Here is a 24197-nt window from a genome sequence, read left to right on the forward strand (position 1 = left end):
AATCCATTTGTAAGTCTCTCTTAAAAGTGCGGCGATCGGGTATACTCAGGCGCGCCAGGTTTACACCCTGGTGCGCCCTGCGCTTCGAGTTCTGTGGAGAGTCATTTTGCGTGTCAGCCGTTCCTTAACGATCAAACAGATGGCGATGGTTTCTGCTGTCACCTTGCTGTTTGTACTGCTATTTTGCGTCATTTTGCTGTTTCATTCCGTGCAGCAGAATCGCTATAACACGGCTTCGCAATTAGAAGGTATTGCCCGCTCGGTGCGTGGCCCGCTTTCGGCTTCTATTCTGAAAGGCGATATTCCCGAAGCGGAAACCATTTTAAAACGTATTCAGCCTGCGGGCGTCGTCAGCCGCGCAGACGTGGTGCTGCCGAACCAGTTCCAGGCGTTGCGGATGAGTTTTATCCCGGAACGTCCCGTCCCGATGATGGTGATGCGCCTGTTTGAACTGCCGGTACAAATTTCGCTTCCCATCTACTCGCTTGAACGCCCTGCGAATCCGCAGCCGCTGGCCTATCTTGTTCTGCAGGCGGACTCGTACCGCATGTATAAATTCGTCATGAGCTGGTTTATTACGTTAGTGACCACTTGCTTACTTATGACGCTGATACTGAGCGTGGCGCTGACCTGGTGCATTAACCGGCTGATTGTCCACCCGCTGCGGCGTATCGCCCGGGAGCTGAACGCGCTTTCTCCCCAGGAGCAGATGGGTCATCAGCTTGAGCTGCCCCGCCTGCATCATGACGATGAGATTGGCATGCTGGTGCGCAGCTACAACCTCAACCAGCAGCGCATTCAGCGTCAGCAGGATGAACTGAACAGTAGCGCCACCCGTTTCCCGGTGTCGGAGCTGCCTAATAAAGCGTTCCTGATGGCGATGCTGGAGCAGACCGTGGCGCGCCAGCAGACCACGGCGCTGATGGTCATCGCCTGTGAAACCCTGCAGGATACCGCTGGGGTGCTCAAGGAGAGCCAGCGTGAAATGCTGTTGCTGACGCTGGTCGAAAAGGTTAAATCGGTACTTGCTCCACGTATGGTGCTGACTCAGGTCAGCGGTTATGACCTGGTGGTGATTGCGAACGGCGTGAAAGAGCCGTGGCATGCGATCACGTTAGGTCAGCAAGTACTCACTGTCATTAATGAGCGGCTGCCCATTCAGGGTATTCAGCTTCGCCCCAGCGCCAGTATCGGGATTGCCATGTTCTATGGCGATCTGACCGCAGAGCAGCTCTATCGTCGCGCCTTCTCGGCGGCATTCACCGCCCGTCGCAAAGGGAAAAACCAGATCCAGTTCTTCGACCCGGATCAGATGGAAAAGGCGCAGCAGCGTCTTACGGAAGAGAGCGACATCCTCACCGCGCTGGATAACCACCATTTTGCCCTCTGGCTCCAGCCGCAGGTCAATTTGCTGACGGGTGAAGTGGAAAGCGCGGAAGCGCTGTTGCGCGTGCAGCAGCCGGATGGCAGCTGGGAGCTGCCGGAAGGGTTAATCGAACGTATTGAGTCCTGTGGTCTGATGGTCACGGTGGGCTACTGGGTGCTTGAGGAGTCATGCCGCCAGCTTGCCGCCTGGCAGGAGCGTGGTGTCAACCTGCCGCTGTCGGTCAATCTCTCTGCCCTGCAGTTGATGCATCCCACTATGGTCTCGGAGATGCTGGAGCTCATCAATCGCTACCGGATCCAGCCGGATACGCTGATTCTGGAAGTGACGGAAAGCCGCCGTATTGACGACCCGAATGAGGCGGTCGCGATCCTCAAACCGCTGCGCAACGCCGGTATCCGCATCGCGCTGGATGATTTTGGCATGGGCTATGCCGGACTGCGTCAGCTTCAGCACATGAAAACGCTGCCGGTGGATGTCCTGAAAATCGACAAAGCGTTTGTCGATGGGCTGCCGGAAGACAGCAGCATGGTGCAGGCCATTATTCAGATGGCGCGTAGTCTCAACCTGAATCTGATTGCTGAGGGTATCGAAACGGAAGCGCAGCGCCGCTGGCTGGCTGAGGCGGGTGTCGGGAAAGGCCAGGGCTTCCTGTTTGCCCGTGCCGTCCCGTCGGATGTCTTTGAACAACGGTACCTTTCCGGCGCTGGCAATAACGCAAAAGTGTAATTTTGTTGCTGGCTTGTGCGAGCCAGCTCAAAGTTCTTAACATTTGTGTTTCAAATTTGAACTGAGTTTATTTCTGTCCTGTTATACGGGTGTTATTTTAGAGCCGCAGGTTAACCATAACCTTACAAAGCCTGTGGTTTTTCTTCCCAAGGACATTCTATGAAAACCTCACTCTTCAAAAGTCTTTATTTCCAGGTCCTGACAGCCATCGCAATCGGTATTTTACTGGGTCACTACTACCCGGAACTGGGTGCGCAAATGAAACCGCTTGGCGACGCGTTCGTTAAGCTCATTAAAATGGTCATCGCCCCGGTGATCTTCTGTACGGTGGTGACCGGTATCGCTGGCATGGAAAGCATGAAGGCGGTAGGGCGTACCGGTGCAGTGGCGCTGCTTTACTTCGAAGTGGTCAGCACCCTGGCACTGATTATCGGTCTGATCATTGTTAACGTGGTGCAGCCTGGCGCTGGCATGAACGTCGACCCGTCGACGCTGGATGCCAAAGCGGTGGCGGTTTACGCTGAGCAGGCGAAAGATCAGGGCGTGGTCGCCTTCCTGCTGGACGTCATTCCCGGCAGTGTGATCGGGGCGTTTGCCAGCGGAAACATTCTGCAGGTGCTGCTGTTCGCCGTCATGTTTGGTTTTGCCCTGCATCGTCTGGGCAGCAAAGGCCAGCTGATCTTTAACGTCATTGAAAGCTTCTCGCAGGTCATCTTCGGCATCATCAATATGATCATGCGCCTGGCGCCGATTGGTGCCTTCGGGGCAATGGCGTTCACCATCGGTAAATACGGCGTCGGCACGCTGGTACAGCTCGGCCAGCTGATTATCTGCTTCTATATCACCTGTATTCTGTTTGTGGTGGTGGTGCTGGGTTCGATTGCCCGCGCGGCCGGTTTCAGCATCTTCAAATTTATCCGCTATATCCGCGAAGAGCTGCTGATTGTGCTGGGAACCTCCTCCTCTGAGTCGGCGCTGCCGCGCATGCTCGATAAGATGGAGAAGCTGGGTTGTCGTAAATCGGTGGTGGGGCTGGTGATCCCGACAGGGTACTCCTTTAACCTCGACGGTACCTCGATATACCTGACCATGGCGGCAGTGTTTATTGCACAGGCAACCAATAGCCATATGGATATCTTCCATCAGATCACCCTGCTGGTGGTGCTGCTGCTCTCGTCGAAAGGGGCTGCGGGCGTAACGGGCAGTGGCTTTATCGTGCTGGCGGCGACCATTTCCGCTGTGGGACATCTGCCGGTGGCCGGTCTGGCGTTGATTCTCGGTATTGACCGCTTTATGTCTGAAGCGCGTGCGTTAACCAACCTGGTGGGTAACGGCGTGGCCACGGTTGTGGTGGCAAAATGGGTTAAAGAGCTGGATCACAAAAAGCTCGACGATACGCTGAATAATCGCTCTTCTGATAGCAAAAACCCGGGTTTATCCTCCTGATTTCCCGCTAAATTCCCGCATTCCCTTGTCGGAATGCGGGCTCCTGCGCATAATGACTGTTCGTACCTGTCATAATTCGACAAGATTTTTTTTGGGTATATTGCACTTCTCACCGTGACGTTTTGCCGAACGCGCGGTCTAATCGACGTGTTTTCATCGTCATCTTTTAGAGTGAAGCGCGTCGCGAGACACTCTTTTTAACCAGGAATGTTGATCAGGGGTTCACATGCAGGGCACAAAAATTCGACTCTTAACCGGCGGTTTGCTGATGATGGCAGCAGCCAGTTATGTGCAGGCAGATGCGCTCCAGCCAGACCCGGCATGGCAACAAGGGACCCTGGCGAATGGTTTTCAGTGGCAGGTGTTAGCCACGCCGCAGCGTCCCAGCGATCGTATTGAGATCCGTCTGTCTGTGAATACCGGCTCCCTCACTGAAAGCACCCAGCAGACCGGCTTTAGCCATTTTATTCCCCGACTGGCGCTCACCCAGAGCGGCAGTTTACAGGCTGTTCAGGTGCGTTCGCTCTGGCAGCAGGGCATTGATCCGAAGCGTCCATTGCCGCCAGCCGTCGTCTCGTATGACTACACCATGTTTAACCTGAGCCTGCCGAATAACCGTAACGATCTGCTCAAAGAAGCCCTTACGTATCTCTCCGATGCCACTGGCAATCTGGCTATCACGCCGGAAACCGTTAACTATGCGCTGAGCAACAGCGATATGGTGGCGACCTGGCCTGCGGATACCAAAGAGGGCTGGTGGCGTTATCGCCTGAAAGGCTCAGCGCTGCTTGGGCACGATCCGGCAGAGCCGCTGAAACAGCCGGTCGATGCCGAACAGGTAAAATCGTTCTATCAGAAATGGTACACCCCGGACGCGATGACGCTGATCGTGGTCGGGAATGTGGATAGCCGCGCGGTGGTTGAGCAGATCAACAAAGCCTTCGGCGAGCTGAAAGGCAAGCGTGAAACGCCTGCTCCTGTCCCGACGCTCTCCCCGCTGCGGACGGAGCCAGTCAGCATCTCCACTGATGCCGTGCGTCAGGACCGGCTCTCCATGATGTGGGATACCGCCTGGCAGCCTATCCGCGAATCCGCCGCGCTGCTGCGCTACTGGCGTGCGGATCTGACGCGTGAGGCGTTGTTCTGGCACGTTCAGCAGAGCCTCAGTAAGAACAGCGTGAAGAACATTGCGCTGGGCTTCGACTGCCGGGTGCTGTTCCAGCGCGCCCAGTGCGCCATTAATATCGAATCGCCTGGCGATAAGCTGAATGCCAATCTGGGCGTGGTGGCGAAAGAGCTGGCAAAAGTGCGCAAAGAGGGCCTGTCTGAAGAAGAGTTCAACGCGCTGGTCGCGCAGAAAAAGCTGGAACTGCAGAAGCTGTTTGCCACCTATGCCCGCGCCGATACGGATATCCTGATCAGCCAGCGTATTCGCTCCTTGCAGAATCAGGTGGTGGACATCGCACCGGAACAGTACCAGAAGCTCCGTCAGGACTTCCTGAATGGGCTGACCGTCGATATGTTAAATCAGGATTTACGTCAGCAGCTGTCGCAGGATATGGGATTAGTCCTTCTGCAGCCGAAAGGCGAGCCGGAATACAACATGAAGGAGCTGCAGGCGACATGGGATTCAATCATGACCGCCGCGCCGCAACCTACACAGGCGGCAACGTCTGATGATCTGCATCAGGACGCGACGGATATTCCACAGGGGCAGTAATCCAAAAAATTCCCTCTCCCGGTGGGAGAGGGTCAGGGTGAGGGCATCAGCCCGCACCTTATTTAAGCAGGCATCGCCTCACGCGGAATAATCGCCCCGCGATACTGGATCACCGTGCTGGCCGTCAGGTGCCCGCGCTGTGCAGCCGCTTCAGGCGTGCCGCCCGTCAGGCGCACCGCCAGATAGCCCGCGCTGAAGGAATCACCCGCCGCCGTAGTATCCACCACTTTGTCCTTCGCCAGTTTCACCGCCGGGACGTCAATCACCGCCTCACCTGCTACGGCCACCAGGCACGATGCCGCGCCGCGCTTAATCACCACTTCGCTCACGCCAGCAGCCTGGGTGCGCGCAATAACCTCATCAACAGGCTTCTCGCCCCACAGGGCATCTTCGTCGTCGAGCGTCAGGAACGCGATGTCGGTGCACTGCAGCATCTGCTGGTAAACCTGCTGCGTCTCTTCACGGCTGGCCCACAGGCGAGGACGGTAGTTGTTATCAAAAATGACCTTCCCGCCATTGGCGCGGCATTCGCGCAGCAGCGACAGCAGCTTTTCACGGCTGGTCGGGCTTAAGATGGCGAGGCTAATCCCGCTCAGATAGAGATAATCAAACGTCGCCAGCGTTTCGCAAATGGCGGCTGCGTCGTCGCTTTCCAGCCAGTATTTGGCCGCGGCTTCGTTTCGCCAGTAGTAGAAGGTGCGCTCGCCGGTATCATCGGTTTCAATGTAATACAAACCCGGCAGGCGGTTTTCCATGCGCTGAATCAGCGAGGTATCAATGTGTTCGCTCTGCCAGGCGTCCAGCATTTGCTGGCTGAAACTGTCCGTACCCAGTGCGGTGACGTAGTTCACGGTGAGGGCCTCCGGCGGCACCTGACGGGCAATATACACGGAGGTGTTTAAGGTATCGCCACCAAAACCGCGGCTAACGTCCGCGCCTTTTTGTGACAGCTCAATCATGCATTCGCCAATAACGGCAATTTTTTTGGACATAATCATGAACCTGAACAGAGTATTTAAAAGCAGTGTGCGCTGTGTGAATTATCAGGTCAACTATATTAAAACATCGTTCCATTATTTTTTTTGAACCAGCGCGTGTTCCTGTTCATTTCTGTCATCTTAATTTCATTTTCCCGGTGAATTGAACATAAAGTTCTCAATTATCGCGCCGATAACCCAGTGACGAGTCCAGAAAGGCCATCCCAACAACAGGACATCTGAAATGAAGTCAGAGCAGGTTATCCAGCGGCTGAGCACTACGCCTGAGGCAAGTATTGAGAACTTGCAGGAGCATCGCTACTGGCTGCAATGTGAGCGTGTGTATACCTACCAGCCGATCTATCGTACCGACGGTCGACTGATGGCGATTGAAATTTTGACGGTCGTTACACACCCCTCTAACCCTTCACAGCGTATCGCGCCGGACCGCTATTTTGCCGAAGTCGCCGTGCGCCAGCGCCTGGACGTGCTGGAAGAGCAGTTGCGCATGCTGGAAACGAAAAAGGCCTTTTTCGAACAGCACGATATTCTGGCCTCGGTCAACGTGGATGGCCCAACCCTGCTGGCGCTGCGCCAGAACGCGAAGTTGCAGGAGCTTATCGCCACCCTGCCGTGGATGCGCTTTGAACTGGTAGAGCATGTCCGCCTGCCGCAGGAATCCTCCTTTGCCTCGATGTGTGAATTTGGCCCCCTGTGGCTGGATGACTTTGGCACCGGCATGGCGAACTTCTCCGCCCTCAGCGAAGTGCGTTACGACTACATCAAAGTGGCCCGCGATCTGTTCATTATGCTGCGCCAGACCCCGGAAGGGCGGAATCTGTTTACGCTGTTATTGCAGCTGATGAACCGCTATTGCAAAGGCGTCATTGTGGAAGGTGTGGAAACGCTGGAAGAGTGGCGCGATGTGCAAAACTCACCCGCCGCCGCCGCGCAAGGCTATTACCTCTCACGTCCGGTGCCCATGGATACCCTCGACGGTGTGATAACCAACCTCTGAACCGCCCGTTTCCCTTTGTCTGGACTATAGTTTTACAGGACAGGTCATCAGGAAAAGGGGATCAAAATGACTAAAACAACCAGGGTAATCTCCTGGACAGCAGGGATTTTCTTGTTGTTGATCGTGGTCGCTATCATCGTTATTGCGACATTCGACTGGAACCGTCTTAAGCCGACCATCAACCAGAAAGTCTCAACTGAACTGAACCGCCCCTTCGCGATACGCGGTGATTTGGGCGTGGTCTGGGAGCGTCAGAAAGAAGAGACCGGCTGGCGAAGCTGGATCCCCTGGCCGCACGTTCACGCCGACGACATCGTTCTGGGCAATCCGCCGGATATTCCTGCCGTCACCATGGTGCATCTTCCGCGGGTTGAAGCCACGCTGGCGCCGTTAGCGCTTCTGACAAAAACCGTCTACCTGCCGTGGATCAAGCTTCAGCAGCCCGATGCACGCCTGATCCGTCTCTCGGAAAAAAACAATAACTGGACCTTTAACCTCGCCAGCAGCGGCGAGAAAGATCCCAATGCCCAGCCCTCTTCGTGGTCATTCCGTCTCGATAACATTCTGTTCGATCGCGGGCGGATCGCCATCGACGATAAAGTCAGCAAGGCCGACGTGGAGATCCTGGTCGATCCGCTGGGTAAGCCGCTGCCGTTCAGTGAAGTGACCGGCACCAAAGCGAAAGGGGATAACGCCAGGGCGGGCGATTACGTTTTCGGCCTGCGGGCCACCGGGCGCTACAACGGACAGCCACTGACCGGCACCGGTAAAATTGGCGGCATGCTGGCGCTGCGAAGCGCAGGTACCCCGTTCCCGGTGCAGGCGGACTTCCGCTCCGGCAACACGCGAGTCGCCTTTACCGGCACGGTCAACGATCCAATGAACATGGGCGGGGTCGATCTGCGGCTGAAGTTCGCCGGAGATTCGCTGGGGGAGCTCTACGAACTCACCGGCGTGCTGCTGCCGGATACGCCGCCGTTTGAGACGGACGGGCATCTGGTGGCCAAACTCGATACGGAAAAATCGTCTGTCTTTGACTATCGGGATTTCAACGGCCGTATCGGCGACAGCGATATCCACGGTACGCTGACCTACACCACCGGCAAACCGCGTCCGAAACTGGAAGGGGATGTGGAGTCCCGCCAGCTGAGGCTTGCCGATTTGGGCCCTCTGATCGGCGTCGATTCCGGCAAAGGCACGAAGTCGAAAGAGGTCAAAAAAGACCTTCAGCCCGCGGGGAAAGTGCTGCCCTACGATCGCTTTGAAACCGACAAGTGGGATGTAATGGATGCGGATGTGCGCTTCAAAGGGCGAAAAATCGAGCACGGCAGCACGCTGCCGATCAGCAACCTCTCAACCCATATTCTGCTTAAAAATGCCGACCTGCGTCTGCAGCCGCTGAAGTTTGGCATGGCGGGCGGAACCATCTCCTCGAACATTCATCTGGAAGGCGATAAAAAGCCGATGCAGGGTCGGGCTGATATACAGGCGCGCAGGCTTAAGCTGAAAGAGCTGATGCCCAACGTGGAGCTGATGCAGAAAACCCTCGGTGAAATGAACGGTGACGCGGACATTCGCGGGGTGGGGAACTCCGTGGCAGCGCTGCTCGGGAGCAGTAACGGCAACCTCAAGCTACTGATGAACGACGGGCTGGTGAGCCGCAACCTGATGGAGATCCTGGGGCTGAACGTCGGGAACTACATCATCGGGCAGATCTTTGGTGATGATGAGGTGCGGGTGAACTGCGCGGCGGCGAATCTGGATCTGGTTAACGGCGTGGCGCGGCCGCAGATTTTTGCCTTCGACACGGAAAACGCGGTAATCAACGTGACCGGAACCGCCAGCATGGCCTCTGAGCAGCTTGATTTAACCATCGACCCGGAAAGCAAAGGGATCCGTATCATCACCCTGCGCTCGCCGCTCTACGTGCGCGGCACCTTCAAAAATCCGCAGGCGGGGGTAAAACCCGGGCCGCTGATTGCACGCGGTGCGGTGGCGGCAGCGCTCGCAACGCTGGTCACGCCAGCCGCGGCGCTGCTGGCGTTGATTTCGCCATCAGAAGGGGAAGCCAATCAGTGCCGGACGATTTTGTCACAGATGAAGAGGTAAGGTGCGGTCTGTTGTTGCCGGGTGGCGGCTACGCCTTACCCGGCCTACGATTCAAATGTAGGCCGGGTAAGCGCAGCGCCACCCGGCATTAGCTTAAAGCGCCTGATGCTTAGTCTCGTGCGTCAGCAGCAGCGCAATCAGCGTCAGTGCCGCCATGGCCGCCAGATACACGCCCACGTAGAACAGGCCATAATTTGCCTGCAGCCAGGTGGCGATGTACGGTGCAACGGACGCTCCCAGAATCGACGAGACGTTATAGGAGAACGACGCGCCGGTATAACGCACTTCCGTCGGGAACAGCTCCGGCAGCAGCGCGCCCATCGGGCCGAAGGTTAATCCCATCAGGCTCAGACCAATCAACAGATACGCCATCACCAGCGCCGGGCTGCCCGAGCCTAACAGCGGCGGGAAGACAAACAGGGCGAACAGAATGATAAGCGTCGTGATGGTGATCATGCTGGAGCGACGGCCAAATTTATCCGCCAGCAGGCCGGCAATCGGCACCATGACGCCAAACCCAATCACCGCCATCATCAGCATCCACAGCACTTCGTTACGCGGCAGACCCAGCCCAACCGGCGCGGCAGCGGTGCTGAACGTCATGGAGTAGACGGTCATGATATAGAACAGCGTATAGGTAGCCAGCATGATAAAGGTGCCCAGCACGGTCACGCGGACATGTTTAGTCAGCAGCGTGCCCAGCGGCACTTTTACCTGTTTTTTTGCCGCCGCCACTTTCGCGAACACCGGCGTTTCGTGCAGAGAAACGCGAACATACAGACCAATCAGCACCAGTACGGCCGAGAAGACGAACGGAATACGCCAGCCCCAGCTCATAAACTGTTCATCGGTCAGCAACCAGGAGAGCAGCAGGAAGGTGCCGTTCGCAAAGAAGAAGCCAATCGGTGCGCCAAGCTGCGGGAAGGAGCCATACAGCGCCCGTTTACGCGCCGGGGCGTTCTCGGTCGCCAGCAGTGCCGCGCCGCCCCATTCACCGCCCAGACCCAGACCCTGACCAAAACGCGCCAGCGCCAGCAGCACCGGTGCCAGAATGCCAATGGTCTCGTAGGTGGGCAGCAGGCCGATGGCGACGGTAGAAATACCCATCGTCAGCAACGAGGCCACAAGCGTCACTTTACGCCCGATGCGATCGCCAAAATGACCAAACAGCGCAGAGCCAATCGGACGCGCGACGAAGGCGATAGCAAAGGTTGCCAGAGACTGTAGCGTGGCCGCCGTCGGGTCGCCCTGCGGGAAGAAAATATGCGGGAAGACGATGACCGCCGCGGTGGCGTAAATGTAAAAGTCGAAGAACTCGATGGCGGTGCCAATCAGCGAGGCGACGACAACTTTATTGCGTGAGTTGACCGGAACGTTTTCGCTCCCGGAATCGAGTGTTGTGGCGGTTGCTTGCATAATATTTTCTTATTTTATGTCGGACGAAAGGCCATATTACGCACAGCAAAAGCGACATTTCAATCTGTAACAAAGCCGCGAACCGGTGATAAAAGCAACAAAAAGCGGATAATGTTCAGGCCAGCCAAAACACTTCCATGAAATGCTTCACAGATTTTAAATATCAGTGGATAAAACTGGTTTTCAGTTAAATAAAAGTTACGGACTGGATATATATGCTGAAATGATGAATCGGGCTGAAACTTTCAGCCCGAAAGGGGGAATTAGCGGTGGGTTTTCCCCGGCATGCGCGTGTCGCCTTTGTATTCGGCGGTAGCAATCCACGCCGCGCAGAACAGCGTCAGGCGGGCGAAGAAGTAGAAGAACGCCATCAGCCCCAGAACGGAGCCAAACGCGGCGCCAGAAGGGGATTTCACCAGTGACGGCAGGGTATAAGTCATCACGATTTTAATCACCTCAAAGCCTATTGCCGCGAGCAGTGTTCCGCGGATCAGCGCTTTTTTGCGCGGACGATGACGCGGCAAGCGCCAGAAGATCCAGAAGAACAGCAGGTAGTTGGCGAAAATGGAAATCGCCAGCCCGATGCCGCGCCACGCAGGCTTGAGCCAGTCGATGTAATCAAGATAGAGCGCGGAGATAATCATCTGCTGCGCGGAACCGGCGACCGAGGTGATGGAGAGCGTGACGACCAGCGCCACCAGCAGACCAATCAGCGAAACAAAATCGCGGAAATACTTAACCCAAATTTTCTCCTGATCCTGAGGCTTACGCTCCCATACTTCGCGCGACTGGGCGCGAATGGCCTCACGCAGGTTACCCATCCAGTTCACACCGGAATAGAGTGCAATCAGCAAACCGACAATACCCACCGTGGTGCGCTGCTGCACGGCAGTATTGATGGTGCTTTTTAGCGTGGTGGCGAGGGTCGGGTCACTGACGTTATTCAGGATCTTATTGAAAATATCCTGCAGCAGCGTCGGATGAGACGCGAGCACAAAACCGGCTGCCGCGAACGAGACCATCAGGATCGGGATCATCGACAAAAAGGAAAAATAGGTAATCGCTGCACCAAACTGATTCCCCATCCGGTCGTTGAAACGTTCCGCGGCGCGTATCAGGTGCGCAATCATGGGGATCTGCTGAACTCTCTCTGCCAGCGTAGTGACCGTCCCCAGCGCTTTGCTGGCTTTGCCGGGTGTGCTGGGCTCTTCGGGCCCAGTCTCCATCTTCTTGATGGGATCGTAATCTAATTGTTGAGTCGGTCGTTGCGGGTTATTTTCCGGCGTCACGTGTTTTTTCCTTTTCGTTGAGCTGGATGTCATTGAATTATAGCTTGCGACTAATCCACGTAAGCTTTTGTGATTTCCGTAAGCCACTCCATAAACAGGTGTACCCGGCGGGAGAGGTTACGGCGGTGGGGATAAATCAGGGAAACCGGCATGGGTTCAGCCCGGTATTGCGGCAGAACTTCAATCAGCTTTTTCGTGCGCAGAGAATCACGAACGCCCACGCGGGGAACCTGGATAATACCCAGCCCGGCGATGCAGGCGGCATGGTACGTCTCGGTACTGTTGACCGTTAAGACGCCGCCCGTTTTAACCCACTGGGTCGCACTGCCGTTATAAAACTCAAAGCCCTGCGGGCGCGTGCCCAGCATCGCGGCGTAGTGGATTACCGCATGTGAGGCCAAATCGTCCAGCGTTTCCGGATAACCAAACCGCGTCAGATAATCCGGGCTGGCGCAGTTGATAACCGTAAGCTTGCCCAGCGGGCGGGCGATAAGCCCGGAATCTTTCAGGGTGCCGACGCGCACCACGCAGTCGAACCCCTCGCGGATCACATCCACCAGACGATCGCTGCTGCTGAGCTCCAGTTCAATTCCCGGATACTGCTGCAAAAACGCAGGCAGTTTGGGGATGACTAAATTTCGTGCAACTCCCACCGGCATATCGACGCGTAGCCGCCCGCTGATACTGGAGGGATCGTGCTGAAACATACCGTCCAGTTCATCAAGGTTCGCCAGCAGATCTTTTGCCCGTTCGTAATAGACCATGCCGTCCTGCGTGAGGCTGACGCGGCGCGTGGTGCGGTGCAGCAGTTGGGTGCCCAGGCGATTTTCCAGCGCCTGAATCTGCCGCGACACGCTGCCTCTTGGCAGGGTCAACGTCTCCGCTGCGCGGGAAAAACTCTCCAGCTCCGCGACCCGAACAAACAACTGCATTGCGTTAATTTTATCCATCGGTAGCGCTCATTGTTGTTGTAAATGAAACAGTGAAGCGTTCTGTCACATCTTTATTGATCTTCTATCAGCTAATAAGCTCTTTCTCAATCTCCCTGACAACCGAAATGAGGTTTCTTATGACTGAACGTATCGCTTTAGTGACCGGTGGTAGCCGTGGTTTGGGTAAAAACGCGGCCCTGAAGCTGGCAGCAGAGGGAACAGGTATTGTCCTGACTTATCATCACAATCAGCAGGATGCGCTGGATGTTGTGCAAGAAATTCAGGGAAAAGGGGTAAACGCGGCGGCATTACAGCTTAACGTCGGAGATATCACCCATTTCGAACATTTTGCTCAACAGTTGCAGGAAACTCTCCGAACCGTCTGGCAGCGTGATACCTTTGATTATTTATTGAACAATGCCGGAACGGGTTTATACGCCCCCTATACCGAGACGACAGAAGCGCAGTTCGATGAGGTAATGAATGTACATTTAAAAGGGCCGTTTTTCCTGACCCAGCGCCTGCTGCCGTTGCTGAAAGATGGCGGACGGATCCTCAACGTCTCCAGCGGGCTGGCGCGTTTTACACAGCCAGGCTCCGCGACCTATGCGGCCATGAAAGGGGCGATGGAAGTACTGACCCGCTATCAGGCCAAAGAGCTGGGCGCACGCGGGATCTCCGTCAATATCATCGCGCCGGGGGCAATTGAGACCGATTTTGGCGGCGGACGCGTACGCGATGACGCGCAGCTTAATCAGTTGCTTGCGTCGCAAACCGCGCTGGGGCGTGTTGGCCTGCCGGATGATATTGGTGATGCCATCGCCGCGCTGCTCAGCGACAAACTGGGCTGGATGAATGCGCAACGTATTGAAGTGTCTGGTGGGATGTTCCTGTAATACGCCTCCTTAAGGGGACGGAACCTCTTAAGGAAATCCTTAAAAGAGATGTGTCCAGATACGGGCAGATATAAAGAACGGCGATGAATTTGTAACCTCTCCGTTCATTGAGTTTTTTCTCAAATAACGCCTCTATACAATCCCCCCTCGCTATTCTCAGAGGGAGAAAAACGATGCGAGTAATCATGTTTGACAGGCAGTCGATATTTATTCATGGAGCGATAAACAGTTTGCAGACGTTAATTCCTGAAATAAATATGACAGGAACCCGTCAGGCAGATGAATTATGGGCGCAGTTGTCCGCGTCGCCATCCGCTATCGTCATGATTGACGGCGCATTAATTCAGAATGAGGGCATCAGCTTTCTGAAAGACATTATCACGCGTTTCCCTGCGATACGTGTCGTGATGGTGCTGACGAAAAAAGAGACCCGATGGGCTGAACAGATGTTTCAGCGCAACGTGAAGGCGATTATTCCCCGTAATGCCAGTCCCGAGCGGTTTGCCGCAGTGCTGGATTCGGTCTCCCGGGGGATGGTCTGTTTTCCCGGCGAATGGCTTGCGCAGCAGGCGTCACACCAGGCGTTGTTATCCTTAAGCGAGCGCCAGCGTGAAGTGCTCAAGTTACTGGCCGCCGGGGAGTCGAATAAAGAGATTGGCCGCACGCTCAATATCAGTGCGGCAACGGTAAAGGCCCATCTGGAGTCACTTTTCCGGCGGCTGGATGTTAAAAATCGCACGCAGGCGGCAATGTGCTATACCCGGCTCACCGCCTGAGCGATGGCGTTTATCGGACACGGTGTGTCACTAAAACTGAACATTAACAACACCAGCGCATCGTGCTGGTGTTGCGTTAATGGCTGGGCGATATTTTCCTGAATTAACGTCTCATAAATCTGAATATCGTTATCTAACAAGCGCTCTGCTTCAGCAACGGTAATAAGACCATGGAACTTCTCCCATTGCTGAATAACGTGACCATACCCAATAACCTCAGTACCGTGCTCATCACGGTATTTTTCCAGAGACAGCCCTTGCTGTTTTTTAATTAATTCAACGGCAGCAGAAGATAGCTTCAACATGGTATTTTCCTCTTTCAGACGCTACTGTAGAGGAAATACGGCACGAGACATATCCGCCAAATGGCCGTTGCTCAGCTGATATTTTCCAGATAGTCGCGCTGTAATAAACCGAATAGCCAGTCATTATGCCAGCGGCCGCCAAGGTAATAGCTCTCACGCAGCTCACCCTCCAGCCGGAAGCGGGCTTTTTCCAGCAGACGCCGGGAGGCGATATTCCCTGCCGTGACGGTGGCGGTGAGGCGGCGGATCCCCCCCTGGTGGAAGGCATAATCACAGAGTGCCTGCAGGGATTCAAAGCCGTAGCCTTTTCCCTGAGCCGAGGGAGCGAAAAGGAAACCGACTTCGGCACAATCCGCTTCGTGGTGTTGGTAGCCGGTCACCCCCAGCGGAGTCTGGCTGGCGTTATCGCGAACCACGAGGCAGAGCCAGTGCATGCAGCCGGGCGTCCATGGCGTCAGTCGGGAGTCGAAGGCCTCACGAATGTCCGCCACAGTGCGATCCTGCGCGACAAAGCGCATCACATCCGGGTCTTGCTGTAGCGCCAGAAAAAAGGGCCAGTCATCTTCCTGTAACGGCGAGCAGATAAGACGCGAGGTGGTTAGCTGAGGCATTCAGATTCTCCTGAAACAATATAAATGATTTTAGGACTGTCACTTTATTTCAACAGAAAGTCAGGTATGGTTAAGCGCGTATAAATAAAAAGAAAAACGGCCGTTCCGGGCCCCTTTTGGATGTCTTCGTGGTCTTTTAAGGAAAACAATGACGCTCAGCACATCACACCATAACCGCGAACAGTTTGAACACTGTCTGGCGGTCATTCGTCAGGCCTCTGTGGAAATATTGCTTCTCCTGAATGTACATGTTTCTGAGGGAAAAGATCCACGCTGGTTTCTGGAGCAGCTGGATAGCGCCCGTTTAGGCCTGGGCGGATGGGGGGCCGTGGCGAAGAAGCTCAACCTGAACGATGCCGAGATGTCAGAATTTACCCTGCAACTGCGCCTGTTGCAGCAGCGCGTACCGCAGTATGAAAGCGGGCAGGATGTCAGTGAAAATCAGCTTATTGCGGCAATGCGGTTTGTCACCGCGCTGGAACATCTACGTCTGCAACAGCCTCTTCTCACTTACAGTACCGAGCTGGCGCCGGGCAGCGATCTTGAACAGCAGCAGGCGCACAAGCAGGTGCGTGCAATTGAACTGATGATTAAAGGGCTTATCCAGCAGGCGTGGCCCGATCAGGTCCGTCTGAACAACCACCTGAAGACCCTGTTTAACGCTGACCGCGTGCGGCGCTGGCTGAAGCTTGGCGACATCAACGATGTGCTAAGCGGCATGATGTTCAGCGAGCTGGCCCAGATGCTGGTGGATAAAAAAGAGTACAGCCGCTACTACGCGTCGCTGTTCAGCGATCCGTCCATGCTGACGTTGCTGGTGGAGCCGCGCAAAACGCTGCAAACCTTCCTTTATGACATCCGCCAGATCCGCAACAGCCTTACCGTTCAGAAAGCGTTAACCTCGGCGCAAATTCAGCTACTCGACAACTACTACACCCAAATCACCCGGCCCGTTCAGCGTGCGTTTGAAGAGGGGCGAACCCGCGTCAACCCGGCCGGGATAATGGCGGTGGATGCCAGCGAACTGCACGCTTTCTGGGAAAAAGCACAGAAAAGGGATCGGGTCACCGGCGGGGATCTATTTGAAGTACGTGACACCATCGAAAAACCGACCCAGCGCGCCCCGCGCACGCCAGAACAACGCGAGCAGCTCATCTCCGGCGTGTTATGGGGCGCAGTGGGCGTGATGGTCATTGCGATTGTTGTGGGAGGATTCTGGCTGGTGACCAGCAGCTCGCCAGCAGAGACTGCAGTGGCCGCCACCGAAACGCCTGCGCCGCAGGAGATGCGGGAAACGCCCTCCTCGCGGGAGACGCTGACGCGCATGGGCATCACCTGGGACGAGAATAATTTCCGCTCGGCCATCAACCGCAACGACACCCGCATCGCGCAGCTCTTTTTGCAGGGTGGAATGGACTGGAAGCTGTCATGGACCGAAGAGGCGATGTCATCCAACCATGACGACGTGCTGGAGCTGATGTTGCGCTACCGACAGCACATGGTGGAAGAGAAGCCGTGCCGCCGGTTTATCAATACGCTCACCCATGCCATGGCGAATGGCGAATCGCTGACATCCCTGCGTAAACAGTACCTGAAAGCGTTTTGTACCGTCCCGGCCGTGGTGAAACGCCAGCAGCACGATTTGGATATGGCAACGCGCCGCGCCGAGTCACAGCCGAATGCCAGCACAAAAAAATGGCAGGCTATTCAGTCTGCCATTTATGAGGTGATCCGCTAACCATTTCTCCCTCTCCCTGTGGGCTGAGGGATCCCCAGTAATTTTTTACCGAAAGCGATGAATGTTGCTTCAGGAAAATGAAGGGCTTACAGCGACGCCCTGGTCCGGCTGTAAATCGCTGAGGCGTTTCCTGCAGGCCGGGGCGAGGCGCATGGATGCGCCGAGAGGGCGGCTTTACAGGGACGTTACATCCGCCCGTCCCCGATAAGCCGGAAGGAATAAGCCGAAGGCACCGCGAAGCGGCGATTTACCGCCGGGAGCCCGGGTCGCCAGGGTGGTGGCGACTGAGCCACCCTGGCACGTTCACAAGTCATGCCGTAACAGAGTAGCAAGGAACATAAAGTGAACGGAATGACCTCCACAGCCGTATGTTCCCCCTCACCCCTGCCCTCTCCCCAAGGGAGAGGGGGCCGTCTGTGCAGGCATTATTTTATGGGGATCCCTCAACCCTGTGGGAGAGGGCGGGGTGAGGGCACCAGACCGCACCCCACTCAAGGCTCCCCATACAACCCAATCAACCGCCGCACCACGCCATTCGTCCAGCCAAAGCCATCCTGCAATGGATACTCACCGCCGCCCCCTTCGCGTGGGGTACTGCTGGCGATGTGATACTTCTCAATCAGCTTATGGTGAGTCTTATAAAAATGATTCACCGTGTGCAGCCAACTCCAGGCGATCTCATCGCCCAGCGAGTCGTTGCCGTACTGCTTGAAGCCCTGAATGGCCATCCACTGCAGCGGTGCCCAGCCATTGGGTTTATCCCACTGCTCGCCGGTTTCGTACTCAGTCGCCAGGATACCGCCCGGGGTGAGCAGACGTGATTTAACCGCATCAGACAAGCGTTCTGCCTGCTCATGGGTCGCCATTCCGACATACAGCGGCACAATGCTCGCCGCAGAGAACAGCGCCATATTTTCCCGACGCCAGTCGTAATCGCGGTAGCAGCCATTTTCTTCATCCCACAGGTAGCGGTTCACCGCTGCCCGGCGATCGCTGGCTTTCTGGCGGAACAGGTCAGCCGTCTCCTTATCTCCTTTCGACGCCGAGATATTGGCGATAGCGCTTTCCAGCTTGAACAGGAAGGCGTTCAGGTCGATAGGGATAAACTGCGTGGTGCGAATGCTGGCCAGTCGGCCCGGTTCGCGCAGCCAGCGGGAGGAGTAATCCCAGCCGGAGGCCGCCCCTGCACGCAGATCGCGATACACCTCATTGGGTGGTCGACCGGAATGGCGGGCCGTCTCCACGTCCTCAATCCACGATTCGTCGCGCGGAGTGTCACGGTCATCCCAGTAGCGGTTCAGCAATGAGCCATCCGGCATACGCACCGCGCTGCGATAGGCCTGATTCAGCAGTAGCGACTCCGCGCCGTCCATCCAGAAGGCGTGCTCCATTTTGAGGTGCTCAAGGTAGCGCTTCGCACCGCGCACCCCGTCCTCTTCAAACAGCTCAACCATCAGGGCAAAGACCGGCGGCTGGGAGCGGCTGAGGTAGTAGGTTCGGTTGCCGTTCGGGATATGACCGTAACGCTCGATCAGCCACGCGAAGTTATCCGCCATACACTTCAGCAGATCGTTACGGCCGCTCTCGGCCAGCCCCAGCATCGAGAAGTAGGAATCCCAGTAGTAGGTCTCACTGAATCGTCCGCCGGGGACGATATAGGCCTGCGGCAGGGCCAGCAGGGAAGACCAGGGGATATGGTCCTGCGGCTCGCGCGTCAGCACGGGCCACAGGCTGTCGATATGCTCTTTAAGCGACAGCCCCGGGTCGGACACATACTCTGTGCTATAGGTCTCGGGCAGCCAGAAGTGATTCTCCACGAACTGGCGCAGGTCGAAATCCCGGTGGCGTCGCACCTTACGATAGCGGATCAAAATATCCAGCGGATCCATCTTCGGCGCGCAGTCGGGAAAGGTTTTGCTATCCGCAAACAGCCTTGTTGACTGCACATGTTCGAACAGCTCAAGGTAACGGTCAGCGGGGGTCAGGGCATCGGAGGCGGGTAGCCCCTCGATCATTTCTGGCTCCGGCTCCGCCTCAATCATCTCATCCAGTTTCAACTCGCAGGGATCGGTCTCGTAGCGCAGCTCTTCTGCGATCTCGAACGCGATGTTCTCGTTAGCCTGTAGTTTCTGGTTGAACATAATGATAAGGACCTCCGGTTAGGTGTTCTTGAAGACAGGTTTATCCGGGCGTCTTATAAGCGTAGACATTCGCTTCGGTAGATGGGGAGGAATATGTGCGGTAGATCACTCTTTTCGGAGCATTCGTTTTGCAACGATTTGTGAATGTAAAAAAGAATGCCCCTCAGTGGAGGGGCATCAGGACTAGCGCATGGTCACAAACTCTTCGGCCGCGGTGGGGTGGATCGCCACGGTGTTGTCGAAGTCTTTCTTCGTCGCGCCCATCTTCAGCGCCACTGCAAAGCCCTGCAGGATCTCATCCATGCCAAAACCAATGCCGTGGATACCGATAATCTTCTCTTCCGGACCCACGCAGACCAGCTTCATGCGGCACGGCTGACGGTGTGAGGTGACGGCGGTATACATCGCGGTAAACGCAGATTTATACACTTTCACCTGATCGTCGCCATACTGCTCGCGCGCCTGCGGCTCGGTTAAACCGACGGTGCCGATAGGCGGGTGGCTGAAGACCACGGTCGGGATGTTGCTGTAATCCAGGTGCTCGTCCGGCTTGTTGTTGAACAGACGCTCGGAAAGGCGACGCCCCGCCGCAACGGCCACCGGGGTCAGTTCAACGGCACCGGTGTTATCGCCCACCGCGTAAATGCCCGGTACGCTGGTGTTCTGGAATTTATCGACGACGATATAGCCTTTTGCGTTGGTTCCCACCCCCGTTGCCGCCAGATTCAGATTGTCAGTCACCGGTTCACGGCCAATTGCCCAGATCAGGCAGTCGACGGTCTGGCTGCGACCATCTTCCAGCTCCAGGGTCAGGCTGCCGTCTGCATTTTTAATCACCGCTTTTGGCACGGCGTTGGTATGCAGGGTTGGACCTTCGGTGTTCATCACTTCTACTAAGGTGTCGACGATCAGCGGATCAAAGCTGCGCAGCGGCGCATGTTTACGCACGAACAGGTGCGCTTCAGCGCCCAGACCGTTAATCACACCGGCCAGCTCGACCGCGATATAACCCGCGCCCACCACCGCAACGCGCTTTGGCAGGGCTGGCAGCTCGAAGAAACCGTCGGAGTCGATGCCGTATTCGGCACCCGGGATGTTCGGGTGGCTCGGACGGCCGCCGGTAGCGATCAGGATATGATCGGCAGTGATCGTCTCCCCGTTCACTTCGATCGTTTTCGCGTCCACAAACCGGGCGAAGCCGTGGATCACATCTACGTTGTTCTTACCCAGCACGTTATCGTATGAGGTGTGAATGCGGTCGATGTAGGCGGTACGGCTGGCGATCAGCTTCTCCCAGTCGAAGTGGTTGATGGTGGTGTCAAAGCCGTAGTCCGGGCCATACATATGGATGGCTTCACGGATTTGCGCCGCATGCCACATCACCTTTTTCGGTACACAACCCACGTTGACGCAGGTGCCGCCCAGCGCTTTGGCTTCAATCAGCGCACACTTCTGGCCATACATGGCCGCACGGTTGATGGAGGCGATGCCGCCGCTACCGCCGCCGATTGCGATGTAGTCATAATGCTTAGTCATAGCTTTTATCCTTAATCGTGAATTGCCGCGATTGTATACCTGAAATCAATAGTTTCCACCGATGGCTGCGATTACTCTGGCACGATCCAGCTGACGGTGGCGTGACCTGTCCCGGCAGGTACCAGCGTTTTATGCAGCCATGGCAGAACGTTGTTCATCTGCGCTTCGAGCTTCCATGGCGGGTTAATGACAATCATGCCGGAGGCGGTCATGCCGCGCTGGTCGCTGTCCGGACGGACGGCCAGCTCAATCTGCAGGATTTTGCGGATGCCGGTCGCTTCCAGGTCTTTGATCATGCGCTTGATCTGCCCGCGCAGAACCACCGGGTACCACAGGGCGTAGGTGCCGGTCGCAAAACGTTTGTAACCTTCGTTAATGCCGGTGACCACCGCCTGATAGTCGGTTTTGATTTCGTATGGCGGGTCTATCAGCACCAGGCCGCGACGGGAGACCGGCGGCAGTTTGGCTTTCAGCTGCAGGTAGCCATCGGCTTTGTCCACGCGGGCGCGGCTGTCTTTCTGGAACTCAGAACGCAGCAACGGGAAATCGCTTGGGTGCAGCTCGGTCAACTGCAGGCTGTCCTGCTCACGCAGCAGCTGACGGGCAATCAATGGCGAGCCCGGGTAGTAGCGCAACTGGCCGTTGCGGTTGAAATGATTCACCACACCAATGTACGGTTCCAGTTCGGCAGGCAGATCGTCCTGCTGCCAGATACGGGCGATCCCTTCCAGATATTCACCGGTACGCTCGGCGTGTTCGCCGCTCAGCTGATAGCGGCCCGCGCCCGCGTGGGTGTCCAGATAAAGAAACGGCTTCTCTTTCTCTTTGAGTGATTCGATGATCAGGCTCTGAACGGTGTGTTTGAGGACGTCGGCGTGGTTGCCTGCGTGAAAGCTGTGGCGATAACTGAGCATGGATGAATGTGTTCCGGGTAGTCAACGTAGGCCCGATAAGCGTAGCGCCATCGGGCAAAAATAGAGCGTATCGCCACAGTATACAGAAAAGTTTCCACGGCCGCGAAAGCGCAACGCCCGGCATTGAAATCCTCTACACTTAACCCCATTACTGAACCATATGCACAGCGCCGGATGCGCGCTTCATTCATCAAATTCAACAGGACAGCGTTTATGACCAATCCATTACTGACGCCTTTTTCGTTGCCACCGTTTTCTAAAATCCTCCCTGAGCATGTGGTTCCAGCCGTTACGCAAGCGCTGGACAACTGCCGCGCGGCGGTAGAAAGCGTGGTCGCGCAGGGCGGGCCGTACACCTGGGAAAATCTGTGTCAGCCGCTGGCCGAAGTGGATGACGTGCTGGGGCGTATCTTCTCCCCGGTAAGCCACCTCAACTCGGTAAAAAACAGCCCGGAGTTGCGTGAAGCCTACGAACAAACCCTGCCGCTGCTCTCCGAGTACAGCACCTGGGTCGGCCAGCACGAAGGGCTCTACAAGGCGTATCGCGATCTGCGCGACGGCGACCACTATGCCGAACTGAACACCGCACAGAAAAAATCCGTCGATAACGCCCTGCGTGATTTCGAGCTTTCCGGGATTGGCCTGCCAAAAGAGAAGCAGGTTCGCTACGGCGAAATCGCGGCGCGCCTGTCTGAGCTGGGTAACCAGTACAGCAACAACGTGCTCGACGCCACCATGGGCTGGACGAAGCTGATTACCGACGAAGCAGAGCTGGCGGGTATGCCGGAAAGCGCACTGGCGGCGGCAAAAGCCCAGGCCGAAGCGAAAGAGCAGGAAGGTTTCCTGTTAACGCTGGATATCCCAAGCTATCTGCCGGTGATGACCTACTGCGACAACCAGGCATTGCGTGAAGAGATGTACCGCGCCTACAGCACCCGCGCCTCCGATCAGGGGCCGAATGCCGGTAAGTGGGATAACAGCCCGGTGATGGCGGAAATCCTCGCCCTGCGTCACGAGCTGGCACAGCTGCTGGGCTTTGACAGCTACGCGGACAAATCCCTCGCCACCAAAATGGCCGAGAACCCGCAGCAGGTGCTCGATTTCCTGACCGATCTGGCGAAACGCGCCCGTCCTCAGGGTGAAAAAGAGCTGGCCCAGCTGCGCGCCTTCGCCAAAGCGGAGTTCGGCGTGGATGAGCTGCAGCCGTGGGACATCGCGTATTACAGCGAAAAACAGAAGCAGCATCTCTACAGCATCAGCGACGAGCAGCTGCGCCCGTACTTCCCGGAAAACAAAGCCGTTAACGGCCTGTTCGAAGTGGTGAAACGCATCTACGGCATTACCGCCAAAGAGCGTACTGATATCGACGTCTGGCATCCGGACGTGCGCTTCTTCGAATTGTATGACGAGAAAAACGAACTGCGCGGCAGCTTCTACCTCGATCTCTACGCGCGTGAGAACAAGCGCGGCGGGGCGTGGATGGATGACTGCGTCGGCCAGATGCGTAAAGCCGACGGTTCCCTGCAGAAGCCGGTCGCTTACCTGACCTGTAACTTCAACCGCCCGGTCAACGGCAAGCCGGCGCTGTTCACCCACGACGAAGTGATCACCCTGTTCCATGAGTTCGGTCACGGTCTGCACCATATGCTGACCCGCATTGAAACCGCAGGCGTGGCCGGTATCAGCGGTGTGCCGTGGGATGCGGTCGAGCTGCCGAGCCAGTTTATGGAAAACTGGTGCTGGGAGCCGGACGCGCTGGCGTTTATCTCCGGCCACTACGAGACCGGCGAACCGCTGCCGAAAGAACTGCTGGATAAAATGCTGGCAGCCAAGAACTACCAGGCGGCAATGTTTATTCTGCGCCAGCTGGAGTTCGGCCTGTTCGACTTCCGCCTGCACGCCGAGTTTAGCCCGGAGCAGGGGGCAAAAATCCTCGAAACCCTGGCTGAGATTAAAAAGCAGGTCGCGGTTATTCCAGGGCCAACCTGGGGCCGCTTCCCGCACGCGTTCAGCCACATCTTCGCGGGCGGCTATGCGGCAGGTTATTACAGCTACCTGTGGGCCGATGTCCTGGCGGCGGATGCTTTCTCTCGCTTTGAAGAAGAGGGGATTTTCAACCGTGAAACCGGTCAGTCGTTCCTCGATAACATCCTGACCCGCGGCGGCTCAGAAGAGCCGATGGAGCTGTTCAAACGCTTCCGTGGCCGCGAGCCGCAGCTGGATGCGATGCTTGTGCATTACGGGATCAAAGGCTGATTGC

General features: G+C 56.3%; 18 protein-coding genes. 9 read left to right on the top strand and 9 right to left on the bottom strand.

Going from position 1 to position 24197, the window contains the following annotated elements; genetic code table 11:
- The first annotated feature begins 106 nt into the window (after positions 1 to 106).
- From hmsP to VF709_RS22695, 3 genes are all read left to right on the top strand, one after another.
- On the top strand, positions 107 to 2113 hold the full coding sequence (hmsP, locus tag VF709_RS22685; protein ID WP_149897017.1) for a biofilm formation regulator HmsP: 2007 nt from the start codon (positions 107 to 109) through the stop codon (positions 2111 to 2113).
- Positions 2114 to 2272: 159 nt separating this feature from the next.
- Positions 2273 to 3559 carry a dicarboxylate/amino acid:cation symporter gene (locus VF709_RS22690; RefSeq protein ID WP_013099213.1) on the top strand — a complete coding sequence of 429 codons (1287 nt, stop codon included), beginning with the start codon at positions 2273 to 2275 and terminating at the stop codon, positions 3557 to 3559.
- Positions 3560 to 3785: 226 nt separating this feature from the next.
- A complete protein-coding gene (locus VF709_RS22695; protein ID WP_013099212.1) occupies positions 3786 to 5279 on the top strand; it encodes a M16 family metallopeptidase in 1494 nt (497 codons plus the stop codon).
- Positions 5280 to 5341: 62 nt separating this feature from the next.
- On the opposite strand, the gene VF709_RS22700 is transcribed toward VF709_RS22695, so the two are convergent.
- A complete protein-coding gene (locus VF709_RS22700) occupies positions 5342 to 6271 on the bottom strand; it encodes a sugar kinase (protein WP_013099211.1) in 930 nt (309 codons plus the stop codon).
- Positions 6272 to 6500: 229 nt separating this feature from the next.
- On the opposite strand from VF709_RS22700, the gene pdeH reads away from it, so the two are divergent.
- On the top strand, positions 6501 to 7274 hold the full coding sequence (gene pdeH / locus VF709_RS22705) for a cyclic-guanylate-specific phosphodiesterase (protein WP_013099209.1): 774 nt from the start codon (positions 6501 to 6503) through the stop codon (positions 7272 to 7274).
- Positions 7275 to 7340: 66 nt separating this feature from the next.
- Complete coding sequence (locus VF709_RS22710) at positions 7341 to 9383, top strand: AsmA family protein (RefSeq protein WP_187170901.1); 2043 nt, start codon at positions 7341 to 7343, stop codon at positions 9381 to 9383.
- A 93-nt stretch (positions 9384 to 9476) separates the two neighbouring features.
- On the opposite strand, the gene VF709_RS22715 is transcribed toward VF709_RS22710, so the two are convergent.
- The 3 genes from VF709_RS22715 to VF709_RS22725 all read right to left on the bottom strand — a co-directional run bounded on the left by VF709_RS22715 (position 9477) and on the right by VF709_RS22725 (position 13038).
- Complete coding sequence (locus VF709_RS22715) at positions 9477 to 10799, bottom strand: MFS transporter (protein WP_013099207.1); 1323 nt, start codon at positions 10797 to 10799, stop codon at positions 9477 to 9479.
- Positions 10800 to 11062: 263 nt separating this feature from the next.
- Positions 11063 to 12088: an inner membrane protein YhjD gene (gene yhjD / locus VF709_RS22720; RefSeq protein ID WP_013099206.1), complete on the bottom strand. Its 1026-nt coding sequence runs from the start codon at positions 12086 to 12088 to the stop codon at positions 11063 to 11065.
- A 50-nt stretch (positions 12089 to 12138) separates the two neighbouring features.
- The gene (locus VF709_RS22725) at positions 12139 to 13038 is read right to left on the bottom strand and encodes a LysR family transcriptional regulator (RefSeq protein ID WP_020686106.1); all 900 of its coding nucleotides are present in this window, start codon (positions 13036 to 13038) and stop codon (positions 12139 to 12141) included.
- A 119-nt stretch (positions 13039 to 13157) separates the two neighbouring features.
- Here VF709_RS22725 and VF709_RS22730 point away from each other — a divergent pair, with 119 nt between their 5' ends.
- Positions 13158 to 13916, top strand: coding sequence for an SDR family NAD(P)-dependent oxidoreductase (locus VF709_RS22730; RefSeq protein WP_020686105.1), 759 nt, complete (start codon positions 13158 to 13160; stop codon positions 13914 to 13916).
- 173 nt (positions 13917 to 14089) lie between these two features.
- Positions 14090 to 14692 (top strand): helix-turn-helix transcriptional regulator, encoded by a 603-nt coding sequence (locus VF709_RS22735; protein ID WP_038420781.1) that lies wholly within the window; start codon positions 14090 to 14092, stop codon positions 14690 to 14692.
- On the opposite strand, the gene VF709_RS22740 is transcribed toward VF709_RS22735, so the two are convergent.
- Positions 14671 to 14997, bottom strand: coding sequence for a lysozyme (locus VF709_RS22740; RefSeq protein ID WP_013099202.1), 327 nt, complete (start codon positions 14995 to 14997; stop codon positions 14671 to 14673). The genes VF709_RS22735 and VF709_RS22740 overlap by 22 nt on opposite strands.
- A 71-nt stretch (positions 14998 to 15068) precedes the next feature.
- The gene (locus VF709_RS22745; protein ID WP_038420779.1) at positions 15069 to 15608 is read right to left on the bottom strand and encodes a GNAT family N-acetyltransferase; all 540 of its coding nucleotides are present in this window, start codon (positions 15606 to 15608) and stop codon (positions 15069 to 15071) included.
- A 148-nt stretch (positions 15609 to 15756) separates the two neighbouring features.
- Here VF709_RS22745 and VF709_RS22750 point away from each other — a divergent pair, with 148 nt between their 5' ends.
- Positions 15757 to 17346, top strand: coding sequence for an STY4199 family HEPN domain-containing protein (locus VF709_RS22750; RefSeq protein WP_440232351.1), 1590 nt, complete (start codon positions 15757 to 15759; stop codon positions 17344 to 17346).
- A 491-nt stretch (positions 17347 to 17837) separates the two neighbouring features.
- Here the strand turns inward: VF709_RS22750 and VF709_RS22755 are convergent, their stop codons facing one another.
- The 3 genes from VF709_RS22755 to VF709_RS22765 form a co-directional block, all read right to left on the bottom strand.
- Positions 17838 to 19487, bottom strand: coding sequence for an alpha,alpha-trehalase (locus VF709_RS22755; protein ID WP_013099199.1), 1650 nt, complete (start codon positions 19485 to 19487; stop codon positions 17838 to 17840).
- Positions 19488 to 19670: 183 nt separating this feature from the next.
- Complete coding sequence (gene gorA, locus VF709_RS22760) at positions 19671 to 21023, bottom strand: glutathione-disulfide reductase (protein WP_149897019.1); 1353 nt, start codon at positions 21021 to 21023, stop codon at positions 19671 to 19673.
- A gap of 71 nt (positions 21024 to 21094) precedes the next feature.
- A complete protein-coding gene (locus tag VF709_RS22765; RefSeq protein WP_149897020.1) occupies positions 21095 to 21937 on the bottom strand; it encodes a 23S rRNA (adenine(2030)-N(6))-methyltransferase RlmJ in 843 nt (280 codons plus the stop codon).
- A gap of 213 nt (positions 21938 to 22150) precedes the next feature.
- On the opposite strand from VF709_RS22765, the gene prlC reads away from it, so the two are divergent.
- Positions 22151 to 24193 carry an oligopeptidase A gene (gene prlC / locus VF709_RS22770; RefSeq protein ID WP_149897021.1) on the top strand — a complete coding sequence of 681 codons (2043 nt, stop codon included), beginning with the start codon at positions 22151 to 22153 and terminating at the stop codon, positions 24191 to 24193.
- Positions 24194 to 24197 lie beyond the last annotated feature (4 nt).

The sequence above is a fragment of the Enterobacter sp. Lyrl_3 genome (genome assembly GCF_051948675.1).
Lineage (GTDB): Bacteria > Pseudomonadota > Gammaproteobacteria > Enterobacterales > Enterobacteriaceae > Enterobacter > Enterobacter cloacae.